Genomic DNA, 13,428 nt, shown 5'->3' with positions numbered 1-13,428 from the left:
CGGCGGCACCCTGTCATAGGGGCCGCCGTTTTTGTTGGTTGTAGGCTTACAGCGCCAGTCCAGCTTTGATGCGGTACTGGTTACGCACGGGGTTGGCGTACTGCAAGACCAGATAAGGCTGCTGCTCAACCGGGCAGGCGTCCAGGCGTTTCTGCCATTCGGCCTGGGCGGCGGCCAGCTCGGCGGCCGGGAACAGCTCGGCGGCGCTCGGCACGCTCAAGGCCGGGTCACGTTCGGTCCACAGCGCATAGGCCAGGTAATGCACCGGGAACAGCCGGTAACCGCAGAGAATCTGGCGATCCATCTCCATGGCCAGCTGCTTGGTGTCTTCGAACGCTGCTTTGATCGGCGCGCCGAAGTTCACATGGACACGGCCCTTGTAGCCGGTGATGCCGAGGGCGATGCTCTGGTCGTCCTCGCCGGCAACTTTCTCGTAGCGGCCTGCCGTTGCGCGGATATACAGCTCGCGGGCCTTGGCCTGGTCGCAGGGGTCGTATTCGTAGCTGATCGACACTGGGGTCAGGTTCAGTTCCTGAATGACCGCGGCGAAGGGCTCGCTCTTGCGGCTCATGTGGAACATTTTCAGGATCGCCGAATCGGTGCGGTCATCGCCGTCTTTGGCGCGGCCTTCGGCCTGGGCGATCCAGATCGACTGGCAATCGTTGCGGAGCGAGTGGTTGATATAGGCCGAGAGCAGTTGATAGGCCGCCAGCTTCTCGCGCCGCCCGCTCAATGAGCGGTGCACGATAAAGCTCTTGTTCAGGCGCATCAGATCGCTGACGAAGGGTTTTTGCAGCAGGTTGTCGCCGATCGCGATGCGCGGCGTGGGCAGGCCGGCGTGGTACACCGCGTAATTGACGAAGGCCGGGTCCATGACGATGTCGCGATGGTTGGCGAGAAACAGATAGGCGCTGCCACTCTTGAGGTGCTCGACCCCGGAATAGGTGACGCCGTCGGTGGCGTGCTCGATGGTGCGGTCGACGTAGTGCGCGACCTTGTCCTGCAGCGCCGCGACAGAAGCGACTCCGTCGAACTCACGGCGCAGGCGATGAGCTATAAGAGGTTTAAGCAGCCAGCCGAAGTGGCGGGCCACGCGCGGGAAGCGAAAGTGCGTGAGGATCTCGAGAAAAGCCTTATCCGCCAATAGGCGCGCCAGAACGGCAGGGACTTCAGCGTCGGCGTACGGTCGGATGGCATCGAATTCGCCCATCATGCTCTCTTGTTCTGGAAATGGCTGCGGTTGGGAAATACCCCTAAAACTGGGGTCTGCAATAGACCGGCGATTATACCTACAAGTCACAGCGGAGGCCGCGATGCTTGAGTCCCAGGACTATCAGTGCCCCTATTGCGGTGAGCCGGCCGAGGCGGTGCTGGATCTGTCGGGCGGCGATCAGCAGTACATCGAGGACTGCCCGGTGTGTTGTCAGCCGATTCTTTTCGATTTGCGCACCGATGGGGTCGACTGGACCCTGGATGTGCGCACGGAGAACGACTGATGCAGCGCATTTACGAGCCGCAGGATCTGCTGGAGGCCGAACTGCTGCAGGGCATGCTGGCCAGTGAGGGGGTGGCGGCTCATCTCACCGGCGGTGATCTGCTGGGGGCCGTGGGTGAACTGCCGGTCAGCGGTTTGCTCGGGCTGCTGGTGGAAAATGACCAGGCCGAACACGCACGGGGTTTGATCGCCGCGTACAATGCCGCGCAGCCGCTGCCGGGCGATGAGCCGGAAAACTTCTCCGGCATTCTGCTCTGCTGACCCCCCCTTAGTTAATGAGCCTTGCCGCCCGATGTGTGGACGTTATGCCCTGTTCCGCTGGACCCCTGCGCTAGCGGCTACCCCTGGCTTTCCCGCGGATCAGCGGGCCGCCTGGAATATTGCGCCGAACACCTCGGTGTTGCTGGTGCGCCATGTGCAGGGCGAACGCCGCGCCGCACGGGCGCGGTGGGGGCTGACTCCGCCGTGGTTGACCGATCTGTCGAAGACGCCCGCACAGGCACGCGCGGAAACCCTGGCCGAGCAACCGATGTTCCGTGAGGCCTTTCGTTTGCGCCGCGGTCTGTTGCCGGCCAATGGCTTCTACGAATGGCGCGGCACCACCCGTAAACGGCCCTACTGGCTCACCAGCGAGGCGTCGCCGTTGTACTTCGCGGCCGTCTGGGAAGCCTATCCGGTCGATGGCCACACCTATTTGAGCGTCGCGGTGGTGACCCAGGCCGCCGCCAGTCAGCGTCGCCCCTTGATTCTCGACGCCGCGGGGCAGGAGCTCTGGTTGGCGGCCGATACGCCGCTGCCGGCCTTGCAGGCGCTGCTGTGTCAGGCACAGCCCGCGCTGCGCGAGCGGGTGTTAGCGAACTTGGTGAATGATCCGAAGCTGGACGGGCCGGAGTGTCTGACCCCGGCCTAGTGGCCTGTGTGGCTAGTTCCATTAGTCAATTTCGGCGCCTGAAGCCCCGATACTGCGTTGCCGCGGATCAAAGTAGCCCAGCTATGACTCGTCACGGCGCCTTGTCTCAGGACTCCAGGCATCCGAACTTGAGTTAACCAACTAGCCGTACAGGCCACCAGGGTGCGGTCTCAAAAATAACGGTGCAATTTTGCCGGCGTCTTTTGCCGTCATACCGCGTTGTCGCGGATCAAAGTAGCTGGGCCATGACTCGTCGCAGTGCCTTGCCTGGCAACAGAATCCCCTCGCCAATTCTTGAACGTATTTCCGAGACAGCACACTAAGATACGGCCCTTGTTTACCTGGAGAACCCCCATGGCCCCGTTGTTTCGCGTTACCGGTCTGCTCACGGCTTTGCTGCTGGCAGGCTGCCAAGCCGTCAATACCACCAGCGGCGGCGCCGTCGGGGTCGAGCGCAAGCAGTACATGTTCAGCATGCTGTCGACCCAGCAGATCAATCAGATGTATGCGCAGTCTTATCAACAGACGCTTTCGGAAGCGTCCGGCAAGGGCGTGCTGGATAAGCGCAGCGTCGATGCCAAACGCGTCGATGCCATCGCTAAGCGGCTGATTGCCCAGGCGCCGATGTTCCGTCCGGACTCGGCGCAGTGGCAGTGGGAGGTCAACCTGATCGACAGCCCGGAGCTGAACGCCAATTGCGGCCCAGGCGGCAAGATCATCATGTATAGCGGCCTGATCGAGAAGCTGCAGCTGAGCGATGACGAAATCGCCGCGGTGATGGGCCATGAGATCGCCCATGCGCTGCGCGAGCATGGCCGCGAGGCGATGTCCAAGGCCTACGGCATCGAGATGGCCAAACAGGGCGCCGGCGCATTGCTCGGCCTGGGGCAGGACAGCCTGGCGTTGGCCGACACCGTGGTGCAGTACAGCATGACCCTGCCCAACAGTCGGGGGAATGAGAATGAGGCGGACTTGATCGGTCTGGAGCTGGCGGCGCGCGCCGGTTACAACCCGAATGCGGCGATCAGCCTGTGGGACAAGATGAGCCAGGCCAGCGAAGGCGCGCCGCCGGAGTTTATGAGCACCCACCCGTCCTCCAGCAGCCGGACTGCGGCGCTGCAAGCGGCCATCCCGAAAGTGCTGCCGCTGTATCAACAGGCCAAAGGCGCGCGTTAAGCCCAGGCTGAGCCGGGCTTCATGGCGCAAACGACAGTGGATGAGACGCTGGCGCGGACTATCCGGTGGTTCCGCGATAAGGCTTATTGGTAGGCACGGGCATCTTCACGGCAAGGCGATTTCGGCAAAGGGCCGGGACTCCAGGCCGAGTTGTGAGCGGAAACTCTCCATGTCGAACATGGTGCAGATTTCCTCCACTTCACCGGCGGGCGACAGGGTCCAGCAGGCCATGGCCGAGATGCTCAGCACCTTGTCGCTCGGCGGGTAGCCCAGGCCGGGCTTCTCGATGGTGCCGATCAGGGTGCTCCAGGTGAAGACCTTATGGCCTTCGGCCAGGCACTCCTCGAGCACCACCTCCAGATCCGGCATGGCGCTACGGATGTCGAGCACCAGTTGGGCGAAAGCCGCACTGCCCATGGGGCGGCCGACAAAGGAGCTTTTGTAGAGGAAGCTCTTGCTGTGCAGCTGTTCGGTCAGGGCCAGGCGACCCTTGTTCCAGGACAGGTCGATATGCTGGCGAACCAGTTTCTTCATATCATCCAGTGACATAACTGCTCTCCATGGGCGCACTAAGGTGTGCAATGACTTGCACACTTTAACAGCGGGCCCTCCCAGGCCGGTATTGGCCGAAACGCCAGCGAGCCGGCGTCAGGAGAGTCTTGAGTTGGTCGCGCTTCAGCTCAGCCCGCTGAGTTGAAGCGCGTGATAGCCGGCGTAGATGGCCAGGGCGCCGAAGGCCATAGCGGCTAGACGACGAATGAGTGTCAGTGGCAGACGCTCGGCGGCGAAGTTGCCCGCCAGCACCACCGGCACGTTGGCAATCAGCATGCCCAGCGTGGTGCCGATGATCACCAGGATAAAGTGCGGGTATTGCGCCGCCAGCATCACGGTGGCGACCTGGGTCTTGTCGCCCATTTCCGCCAGGAAGAAGGCGATCAAGGTGGTGAGGAAGGGCCCGTAGCGCTTCAGGCTCGAGGCTTCATCGTCGTCCAGTTGGTCCGGGATCAGTGTCCACAGCGCGACGGCGACGAAGGACGCCGCCAGAATCCAGCTCAGGGTGGTGGGCGCGAAGAAGCTGGCGACCCAGTTACCGATGGCGCCCGCGGCGAAATGGTTGGCCAGGGTGGCGACCACTATGCCGCAGATGATCGGCCAGGGCCGGCGAAAGCGTGCGGCCAGCAACAGCGCAAGCAGCTGCGTCTTGTCGCCGATTTCGGCCAAGGCAACGATCAGGGTCGGTAGGTAGAGAGATTCCATCGGGCTTCCTAAGGGGCGGGTCGACACGGCTATGACACGCACGCCTTCCCGCCCCGGGTAAGGTGTACGTGTCATAGGTCTGGTCAAACCCTGCGGCCCGGCTGAGAACCTGTTCAATATCGCGACGATCTTGAGCAGGTTCTGAGCGGACCTTGGGTCGCACGCGCCATGGTCTGCGGACCAAGTATGTTGACGCGTGCCGGGCGAGCCTGCCGATGTGAACCTGGCGCTCGCGGGAGACTACTCCCCTAGGACGGGGCGCAGTTTGCCCAAGCGGGGCGTATTGGGCAAGCTCAGCGGCGTTTGGCCTGGTAGATCCGAAAGCCCTGACCTTCGCCCAAGGTATGGCAGGGGCCCAGATGCTCCTCGATCAGCGGTTGGTACCTGAGAAAGCTGTTGGCCACCAGGCGCAACTCGCCCCCCGGCTTGAGGTGCTTGACGGCCTGGCGCAGCAGGTTTTCCGTGGCCAGGTAGTCGGTATGCACGCCTTCATGGAAGGGTGGATTGCTGAGGATGGCGTTGAGCCCGCTCGGCGCCGCGTCGATCCCATCGCCGGTCAGCACCTGCGCTTCCAGGCCATTGGCGGCCAGGGTCAGGCGACTGCTGGCGGCGGCGAAGGCATCCACGTCGAGCAGGCTGATCTGGTTGTGCGGGAAGCGCCGTTTCAGCACGGCGCCGAGTACCCCGGCACCGCAACCGAAGTCGAGCACATGGCCGCTGGGCAACTTGTCCAGATGCTCCAGGAGCAGGGCGGTGCCGCGATCGAGGCGGCCATGGCTGAATACCCCGGGCAGGCTGATCACCGTCAGCGGACCATCCGCCAGTTCCAACTGATAACGCTGGGCCAGGGCTTCCAGGTCCGGTGCGGCGGGGGCTTGCGCGACCCTGACTTGCCAGAGCTGCGAGTGCCGAGCGCTGTCCAGCTTGTGCGGCTGACCGAAAGGCGCCAGTTGCTTGGCCGCGCGCTCGATACCGCTGCGCTTTTCGCCGACCAGAAACAGTTCATGGCCTTGCAGGCGAGCCGCCAGGGCATTCAACAGGTAATCCGTCAGCTCGCGGGATTTCGGCAAAAACAGCACCGCGGCGTCGAACGTCGCACTGGGCGGCGTCACGCCAAACTGACTGCGCCCGGCAAATCGCGCCTCCAGTGTCGCCTGCTCACCGGCATGCCAACTCCAGCCGTGGGCGGCTGGCAGTTGGCCGAGCAAGTCGTCGGCCGGCAAACCGGCGAGCAGCAGGTTGCCGGTGAAGAGTTCGGGCTGGCGCAGTAGCACTTCGCTTCGCGGGTCCATGGGCATTCCTTAAACCTGGGCGTTTCTAAAAAGTGGCGCAGCATAGGCTCCGGCGCGGCCGTCTTCAAACGTCAACAGAGCCTAACCGACCACTCTGCGTGGCGCACCGCTGAAAAACGCCGCGGCGTTTTCCGCCAGCTGGATGACGATGCGTTGCCGCGCTTCCCGGCTGCCCCAGGCGCTGTGTGGGGTGACGATCAGGCGCGGGATATCGGCCGCCAGCAACGGATTGCCCGCCGTTGGTGGCTCCTGGGTCAGCACGTCGGTGGCGGCGCCGCCCAGATGGCCGCGGCGCAGGGCGTCGGCTAGCGCCTGTTCGTTGACCAGGCCACCGCGGGCGCTGTTGATCAGAAAGGCGCCGGGTTTCATCAGGCTCAGTTGGTAGGCGCCGATCAGGTCCTGGGTGTGTTCGGTCAGCGGGCAGTGCAGGGTCAGCGCATCGACTTGCGGCAGCAGCTCGTCCAGCGGCATGCGGTCGGCGCGCGGCGGCCGGCCGGGCAGTTGCCCGAGCAGCACGCGCATCCCGAAGGCCTCCGCCAGTTTGGCGACGGCACCACCCAGCTCGCCATGGCCGAGCAGGCCGAGGGTCTTGCCTTCCAGCTCGACAATCGGGAAGTCCAGCAGGCAGAACTGCTGTGCCTGTTGCCAGCGCCCGGCGCGTACTGCGGTCTGGTAGTCCGGGAGGCGGGTGGCTAGGGCGAGCAGCAGCATCAGGGTGTGCTGCGCCACCGAGGACGTGCCATAACCCTGGCAGTTGCAAACGCTGACGCCATGGGCGCGGGCAGCAGCCAGATCGATATTGTTGGTGCCGGTGGCGGCGACCAGCACCAGCTTGAGCTGTGGGCAGGCGGCAAAGGTCGCCGCCGTCAGCGGTGCCTTGTTGCTGATGGCGATCTGCGCCCCTTGCAAGCGCGGGATGATCTGCTCGGGTGTACTCTGGCCGTGCAGCAGCAGTTCGGCGAATACTTGTTGCAACGGGGTGAGATCGAGGTCGCCAAGATCGAGGGAGGCGTGATCAAGGAATACGGCGCGTGGGTTCATCGATAGGGCTCCCTTCATCCGTGGTGCAATTTAACCTGTGGCCGCTGCGGCAACTGCGCAACCCTGGACATTCGTCGTGCCTGCCTCGGCAGCGCTCGGGTGGCATACTCTCTGCGGCGCCCGAGAGTGACGGTATGCTGGTTCTATTCAGCGTTTGCCGGCGGCAATTCGCGAGCGGACAGGCCTTGGCAGTAAGCCATCGGGCTATTTAAGCGGCGTGGCGAGCTACCTAGTGGCCTGCGTGGCTAGTTCAATTAGTCAATTTCGGCGCCTGAAGCCCCGATACTGCGTTGCCGCTCCTCGCCATAGCCCTGCTATGACTCGTCGCGGCGCCTTGTCTCAGGACTCCAGGCATCCGAACTTGAGTTAACCAACTAGCCGTACAGGCCACTAGTGTACGGTTAATGCTCCGTGAGTACCCAAGCAGGGACCTATGACTGACGAGTACAACAGATTTCCGCGCTTTTTGCGTCTGCTGGAGCAGCGTTCCGTCCTGCCTTTGGCCAAGGTCTTCGTCATTCTCGTCGGCATTTCCCTGATCGCCAGCGATGCCTGGATGACCTGGAATGCACGGGTCAGCCGGCTCAAGGACGCGCAGATCGAGACCTCGAACCTGGCGTTTGCCCTCGCCCAGCACGCGCAGGATACCTTGAAGAAGGCCGACACCATCCTGGTCGGGCTGCTCGAGCGGCTGGCTGAGGAGGGCGCCGGGCCGGCGCAGTTGCGGCGTTTGCAGCAGCTGCTGGGTGTGCAGGTGGTTGACTTGCCGGAGCTGCAGGGGCTGTTCGTGTACGACCAGAGCGGGCAGCAGCGGGTGACCTCCTTGGCTGCCGCGCCATCGGTGGCCAACCATAGCGACCGCGAGTATTTCATCTATCACCGCGAGCATGCCGACCGCCAGCCACACATTGGCCTGCCGATGCGCAGCCACAGTGGCGGTGACTGGGTCATCCCGGTTTCACGGCGGCTCGAGGATGCCGAGGGGCAATTCGCCGGCGTGGTCTTGGCGACAGTGGCCATGGACTATTTCCAGCGCTTCTACAGCAGCTTCGAGCTCAATGAGAAGGGCGCCATTGCGCTCACCCTGGACACCGGCACGGTGCTGGTACGCCAGCCTTTTCAGGAGCGCGCCATTGGCACCAATTTGGCCGCTAGCCCGATCTTCAGCGAGTATTTGCCGAAAAGCCCGGTAGGCAACGCGAGGTTCGTGTCCCTGCTGGATGGCGAGGCGCGGCTGTACAGCTATCGCCATCTGCAGGGCTATCCGCTGGTCGTCACGGCGGCTTTATCGCAGGCCGAGGTGCTCACGAACTGGCGTCAGGACGCTTATCTGCAGCTCGGCGTAGTCACGCTATTGGCGCTATTGCTCGGCCTGCTGGGTTTTCATCTGATCCGCCTGATCAAGGGCGGGCTCAACGTCGAGGCGCAGCTGCTGGCCGCCCGCGACACCCTGGAGTCACTCAATCAGCGCCTGGAGAAGCTGGCGCTGGAGGATGAGCTGACCCTGCTGGCCAACCGCCGGCGCTTTATGGCGGCGCTGACGGATGAATTGCAGCGCGCGGCCCGGTACAAACGCTCGCTGGCGCTGATCATGATGGATATCGACTACTTCAAGCAGTACAACGATATGTACGGCCATGCGGAGGGCGATCAATGCCTACGGCGCGTGGCGCAGGTGATCAAGAACGGGCAGAAGCGCTCAGGCGATCTGGCCGCCCGTTACGGTGGCGAGGAGTTCTGCTTGTTGTTGCCGGAAACCGACGCGGCGGGCGCGCAGACGGTCGCGGAGCAGATTCGCCAGGCCCTGGAGGCCTCACAGATCGTGCATTCGGGCAGCCCCGTGGGGGTGGTCACGCTGAGCGCAGGGGTGCATGCCTTCGTGCCGGCGGGGGAGGCCGAAGGGGCCGCCATGCTGATGCACTGCGCCGATCGGGCGCTGTATCAGGCCAAAGCCAAGGGGCGCAATCAGCTCAGCGTGTTTGACGTCAGTTTGTTCAAACAGCGCTTATGAGACTAAGCGGCGGGTAATGCCCGCGTGCTCTGTGTGAGCCCAACTGTAACTGTTGCCTGGCGAGCGAGTCGCGTAGAGTCGCCGAACAGCTAGACGTATTCATGGTTTGAGGAGACCCCTATGTACTGGGCGGAATTTTTCACCGTTGCCCTGATTCACCTGCTGGCCGTGGCCAGCCCCGGCCCGGACTTCGCCATAGTGGTGCGCGAAAGCGTGGCCAACGGTCGCCGTGCAGGCACCTGGACGGCGCTTGGCGTTGGCTGCGGGATCTTTGTCCATGTGGTCTATTCGCTGCTGGGGATCGGCTTGATCGTGTCGCAGTCGGTTGTGCTGTTCAACGCACTGAAATGGCTGGCGGCGGCCTACCTGCTGTATATCGGCATCAAGGCGCTGCGGGCCAAGCCGGCCGCCCCTGGCACGGCCGAGCTGCCGCTGCTGGCGACTGAGCGCACGGCGCGCGCTGCCTTCACCAGCGGTCTGGTGACCAATGGCTTGAACCCCAAGGCCACGCTGTTTTTCCTCTCGCTGTTCACCGTGGTCATCAACCCGCATACTCCCCTGGCGGTGCAGGCCGGTTACGGCGTCTACCTGGCAGCCGCCACGGCGCTGTGGTTCTGCCTGGTGGCGATGCTGTTCAGCCAGCAGCGGGTGCGCGCCGGGTTTGCCCGCATGGGCCACTGGTTCGATCGGGCCATGGGCGCGGTGCTGGTCGGCCTGGGTGTGAAGCTGGCGTTTACTGAGTTGCGTTGAGGCATGTCACGATGAAGAAAAAAGCCCGGGGCAATGCTCCGGGCTTTTTTCTGCGGCTTTGCTTGATTGCGCAGTGGGGAGCAAGAACCGCTTAGAGCCTGTTCACGATCTCGCGAGCTAAGGTCAGGCAAGGCAAAATCGGGCGAAAAAGCGCAGTTTACGAGTGGTAAATGAGCATTTTGAGCCCGATTTCAACGCCGCATGGCCGACGCGCAGCAGATCGTGAACAGGTTCTTAGAGCAGTTCCACCGCCACGGCAGTCGCTTCGCCGCCACCGATGCAGAGGGACGCGACCCCGCGCTTACCACCGGTATTACGCAGCGCGTTGATCAAGGTCAGGATGATCCGCGAGCCGGTGGAGCCAACCGGGTGGCCCTGAGCGCAGGCGCCGCCGTAGATGTTGACCTTGGCGTGATCCAGGCCGTGTTCGCGGATGGCCAGCATGGTGACCATGGCGAAGGCTTCGTTGATCTCGAACAGATCGACATCCGCCTTGCTCCAGCCGGTCTTCTCGAACAGCTTGCTCATGGCACCGATGGGGGCGAGGGTGAACTCGCTCGGGTCCTGGCTCTGGGTGGCGTGCGCGACTATCTTGGCCAGTGGCTTGAGGCCACGGCGGGCGGCTTCTTCGGCAGTCATCAGCACCAGGGCGCTGGCGCCGTCGGAGATCGAGCTGGCGTTGGCGGCAGTAATGCTGCCGTCCTTGCGGAACGCGGGCTTCAGGGTTGGGATCTTGTCCAGGTTGGCGTTCAGCGGTTGCTCATCGTCCTTGACCAGCACTTCACCCTTACGGGTGACGACGCTCACCGGCACTATCTCGGCGTTCAGCGAGCCGTTGGCGATAGCGGCCTGGGCGCGCTTCAGCGACTCGATGGCGTAGGCGTCCATCTCTTCGCGGCCGATGCCATATTGGTCGGCGGTTTCCTGGGCGAAGGAACCCATCAGGCGGCCGCTGCGCGCATCTTCCAGGCCATCGAGGAACATGTGGTCCTTGATCTCGCCGTGGCCCATGCGCAGACCGGTGCGGGCTTTTTCGAGGATGTAGGGGGCGTTGGACATGCTTTCCATGCCGCCGGCGACCATCACGCTGTTGGTCCCGGCTTTCAGCAGGTCATGGGCCAGCATCACGGCCTTCATGCCCGAGCCGCAGAGTTTGTTGATGGTGGTGCAGCCGGTGGCGCTGGGTAGCCCGGCATTCAGCGCCGCTTGGCGGGCTGGGCCTTGTTTGAGGCCGGCGGGCAAGACGCAGCCCATGATCACTTCTTCTACGTCAGCCGCTTGGATGCCGGCGCGGGCCACCGCTTCGCGAATGGCCGTAGCGCCCAACTCGACGGCGGGAACGCTGGACAAGCTGCCCTGGAAACCGCCCATGGGAGTACGGGCACCGCTGACAATGACGATATCGGACATCGAAGTTACCTCTATGACTGTATTTGATCTATGAGTAGCGGGCCGAAGCCGGCGGCTGCAATCAATTCTACCGCGTGACCGGAACTGGCCAAAGAGTCATCTGGCAAATCATTCTTAGGGCTGATTTCTATGGCGACTAAGGGTTCTAGAGTGCATGCCAGTCAGATAACAACACGCATTCGAGTAGGTGCTTCTATGTTGCAGACCCGTGTCATTCCGCCGGCCGAAAATGCCTACCCTTATCCCCTGTTGATCAAGCGTCTGCTGCTGTCCGGTAGCCGTTACGAGAAAACTCGCGAAATCGTCTACCGCGACAGCGTGCGCTACAGCTATGCGACCTTCAATGAGCGGGTCGCGCGCTTGGCCAACGTACTGACGACGGCGGGGGTAAAGGCCGGTGATACCGTGGCGGTGATGGACTGGGACAGCCACCGCTACCTCGAGTGCATGTTCGCCATTCCGATGCTTGGCGCGGTGTTGCACACCATCAATATCCGCCTGTCGCCCGAGCAGATTCTCTACACCATGAATCATGCGGAAGATAAGTTCGTGCTGGTCAACAGCGAGTTCGTGCCGCTGTATCAGGGCATCGCCAGCCAACTGACCAGTGTAGAGAAAACCCTGCTGCTGAGCGATACCACAGAAAAGAGTGCGGCGCTGCCAAACCTGGTCGGTGAGTACGAAGAGCTGCTGGCGGCTGCGAGCTCGAGCTACGACTTCGCGGATTTCGACGAAAACTCCCTGGCCACCACCTTCTACACCACCGGCACCACCGGTAATCCCAAAGGGGTGTATTTCACCCATCGCCAACTGGTGCTGCACACCCTGTCGGCGGCCAGCGTCATGGGTAGCCTGGACAGCATCCGCCTGATGGGCACCAATGATGTCTATATGCCGATCACCCCCATGTTCCATGTGCATGCCTGGGGACTGCCCTACGTGGCCACCATGCTTGGGCTGAAGCAGGTCTATCCGGGGCGTTACGACCCGGAACTGTTGGTCAAGCTGTGGCAGAAGGAGAAGGTCACCTTCTCCCATTGCGTACCGACCATTCTGCAGATGGTGATGAATGCCAAGAGCGCCCAGGGCGTGGATTTCGGCGGTTGGAAGCTGATCATCGGCGGCAGTGCGCTGACCCGTGCGCAATACGAGGCGGCCAAGGCCCGTGGCATTCAGCTCACCGCGGCTTACGGGATGTCCGAGACTTGTCCGTTGATCTCCTGTGCGCACCTCAACGAAGAGCTGCTGGCCGGTAGCGAAGACGAGCGCACCACCTACCGGATCAAGGCGGGCGTGCCGGTGCCGTTGGTCGAGGCGGCGATCATGGATGACCATGGCCAGTTCCTGCCGGCTGACGGTGAGTCCCAGGGCGAGTTGGTACTGCGTGCGCCCTGGCTGACCCAGGGCTACTTCCGTGAGCCGCAGAAAGGTGCCGAACTCTGGGAGCACGGCTGGCTGCACACCGGCGATGTCGCCACTATCGATGGTATGGGTTTCATCGATATCCGCGATCGGATCAAAGACGTGATCAAGACCGGTGGCGAATGGATTTCCTCGCTGGAACTGGAAGACCTGATCAGCCGTCACGCGGCCGTCCGTGAAGTGGCGGTGGTCGGTGTGCCTGATCCGCAGTGGGGGGAGCGGCCCTTTGCCCTGCTGGTTGTGCGTGAAGGGCAGGAGCTGGATGCCAAGGGCTTGAAGGAGCATCTCAAGCCTTTCGTCGAGCAGGGTCTCCTGAATAAATGGGCGATTCCCACGCAGATCGCGCTTGTTACTGAAATTCCCAAGACTAGCGTGGGTAAGTTGGACAAGAAGCGCATTCGCCTGGATATCGCCCAATGGCAGGCTTCTGGTAGCGCCTTCCTGTCCACGCTCTAACCGTATCCGGCCGCACCCAGCCGGTGCGGCCGCCCCGCCAAGCAAACGCTTGGGTCATTAAGTGCTATCTCTGCTCCCTTCTTGGGGGCTTCCTGAACTGACTGATCAGTCGCAACCGGCGAGCCAGAGTGGTTGGCTGCCGCAAATCACACTTTAGATGGATCATCGGATACCACCTTGTAGCTATAGTCGGTGCCATCCATAACAA

13 protein-coding genes and 1 riboswitch are annotated in these 13,428 nt (G+C 62.7%); of the genes, 7 read left to right on the top strand and 6 right to left on the bottom strand.

The genetic code is table 11. The features are described 5' to 3' along the window. Positions 1-46: 46 nt before the first annotated feature. Positions 47-1,213, bottom strand: a complete 1,167-nt coding sequence (locus tag FFS12_RS17785; RefSeq protein WP_137888782.1) for a 1-acyl-sn-glycerol-3-phosphate acyltransferase — start codon at positions 1,211-1,213, stop codon at positions 47-49. Between the two features lie 100 nt (positions 1,214-1,313). Here FFS12_RS17785 and FFS12_RS17780 point away from each other — a divergent pair, with 100 nt between their 5' ends. From FFS12_RS17780 to FFS12_RS17765, 4 genes are all read left to right on the top strand, one after another. Further along, the gene (locus tag FFS12_RS17780) at positions 1,314-1,496 is read left to right on the top strand and encodes a CPXCG motif-containing cysteine-rich protein (protein ID WP_137888780.1); all 183 of its coding nucleotides are present in this window, start codon (positions 1,314-1,316) and stop codon (positions 1,494-1,496) included. Next, positions 1,496-1,756 (top strand): putative signal transducing protein, encoded by a 261-nt coding sequence (locus tag FFS12_RS17775; RefSeq protein ID WP_137888778.1) that lies wholly within the window; start codon positions 1,496-1,498, stop codon positions 1,754-1,756. Before FFS12_RS17780 ends, FFS12_RS17775 begins: the two co-directional genes overlap by 1 nt. Before the next feature lie 31 nt (positions 1,757-1,787). Then, positions 1,788-2,405 carry an SOS response-associated peptidase gene (locus tag FFS12_RS17770; protein ID WP_137888776.1) on the top strand — a complete coding sequence of 206 codons (618 nt, stop codon included), beginning with the start codon at positions 1,788-1,790 and terminating at the stop codon, positions 2,403-2,405. 354 nt (positions 2,406-2,759) lie between these two features. Continuing rightward, positions 2,760-3,581, top strand: coding sequence for a M48 family metallopeptidase (locus tag FFS12_RS17765; protein ID WP_137888775.1), 822 nt, complete (start codon positions 2,760-2,762; stop codon positions 3,579-3,581). 105 nt (positions 3,582-3,686) lie between these two features. Here FFS12_RS17765 and FFS12_RS17760 read toward each other — a convergent pair whose 3' ends face one another. The 4 genes from FFS12_RS17760 to FFS12_RS17745 form a co-directional block, all read right to left on the bottom strand. Next, positions 3,687-4,130, bottom strand: coding sequence for a ketosteroid isomerase-related protein (locus FFS12_RS17760; RefSeq protein ID WP_137888773.1), 444 nt, complete (start codon positions 4,128-4,130; stop codon positions 3,687-3,689). Positions 4,131-4,256: 126 nt separating this feature from the next. Beyond that, positions 4,257-4,838: a TMEM165/GDT1 family protein gene (locus FFS12_RS17755; RefSeq protein WP_137888771.1), complete on the bottom strand. Its 582-nt coding sequence runs from the start codon at positions 4,836-4,838 to the stop codon at positions 4,257-4,259. An 86-nt stretch (positions 4,839-4,924) separates the two neighbouring features. Next, positions 4,925-5,099, bottom strand: a riboswitch (yybP-ykoY riboswitch). 32 nt (positions 5,100-5,131) lie between these two features. Next, positions 5,132-6,130, bottom strand: coding sequence for a class I SAM-dependent methyltransferase (locus FFS12_RS17750; RefSeq protein ID WP_137888769.1), 999 nt, complete (start codon positions 6,128-6,130; stop codon positions 5,132-5,134). 81 nt (positions 6,131-6,211) lie between these two features. Beyond that, positions 6,212-7,171: a 2-hydroxyacid dehydrogenase gene (locus FFS12_RS17745; protein ID WP_137888767.1), complete on the bottom strand. Its 960-nt coding sequence runs from the start codon at positions 7,169-7,171 to the stop codon at positions 6,212-6,214. A 433-nt stretch (positions 7,172-7,604) separates the two neighbouring features. Between FFS12_RS17745 and FFS12_RS17740 the strand changes: the two genes are divergently transcribed. Together FFS12_RS17740 and FFS12_RS17735 are read left to right on the top strand one after the other, a co-directional pair. After that, positions 7,605-9,182, top strand: a complete 1,578-nt coding sequence (locus FFS12_RS17740; protein WP_137888765.1) for a sensor domain-containing diguanylate cyclase — start codon at positions 7,605-7,607, stop codon at positions 9,180-9,182. 120 nt (positions 9,183-9,302) lie between these two features. After that, positions 9,303-9,932, top strand: a complete 630-nt coding sequence (locus FFS12_RS17735) for a LysE family transporter (protein WP_137888763.1) — start codon at positions 9,303-9,305, stop codon at positions 9,930-9,932. Between the two features lie 234 nt (positions 9,933-10,166). Here the strand turns inward: FFS12_RS17735 and FFS12_RS17730 are convergent, their stop codons facing one another. After that, the gene (locus tag FFS12_RS17730; RefSeq protein WP_137888761.1) at positions 10,167-11,342 is read right to left on the bottom strand and encodes an acetyl-CoA C-acyltransferase; all 1,176 of its coding nucleotides are present in this window, start codon (positions 11,340-11,342) and stop codon (positions 10,167-10,169) included. 195 nt (positions 11,343-11,537) lie between these two features. Here FFS12_RS17730 and FFS12_RS17725 point away from each other — a divergent pair, with 195 nt between their 5' ends. Continuing rightward, on the top strand, positions 11,538-13,220 hold the full coding sequence (locus tag FFS12_RS17725) for a fatty acid--CoA ligase (protein ID WP_137888759.1): 1,683 nt from the start codon (positions 11,538-11,540) through the stop codon (positions 13,218-13,220). The last annotated feature ends 208 nt before the right edge of the window (positions 13,221-13,428 follow it).

The organism is Pseudomonas sp. 2FE (assembly GCF_005503735.1).
GTDB lineage: Bacteria > Pseudomonadota > Gammaproteobacteria > Pseudomonadales > Pseudomonadaceae > Aquipseudomonas.
The sequence above is the reverse complement of the archived record's forward strand: the minus strand, read 5'-3'. Positions and strand labels throughout refer to the sequence as shown.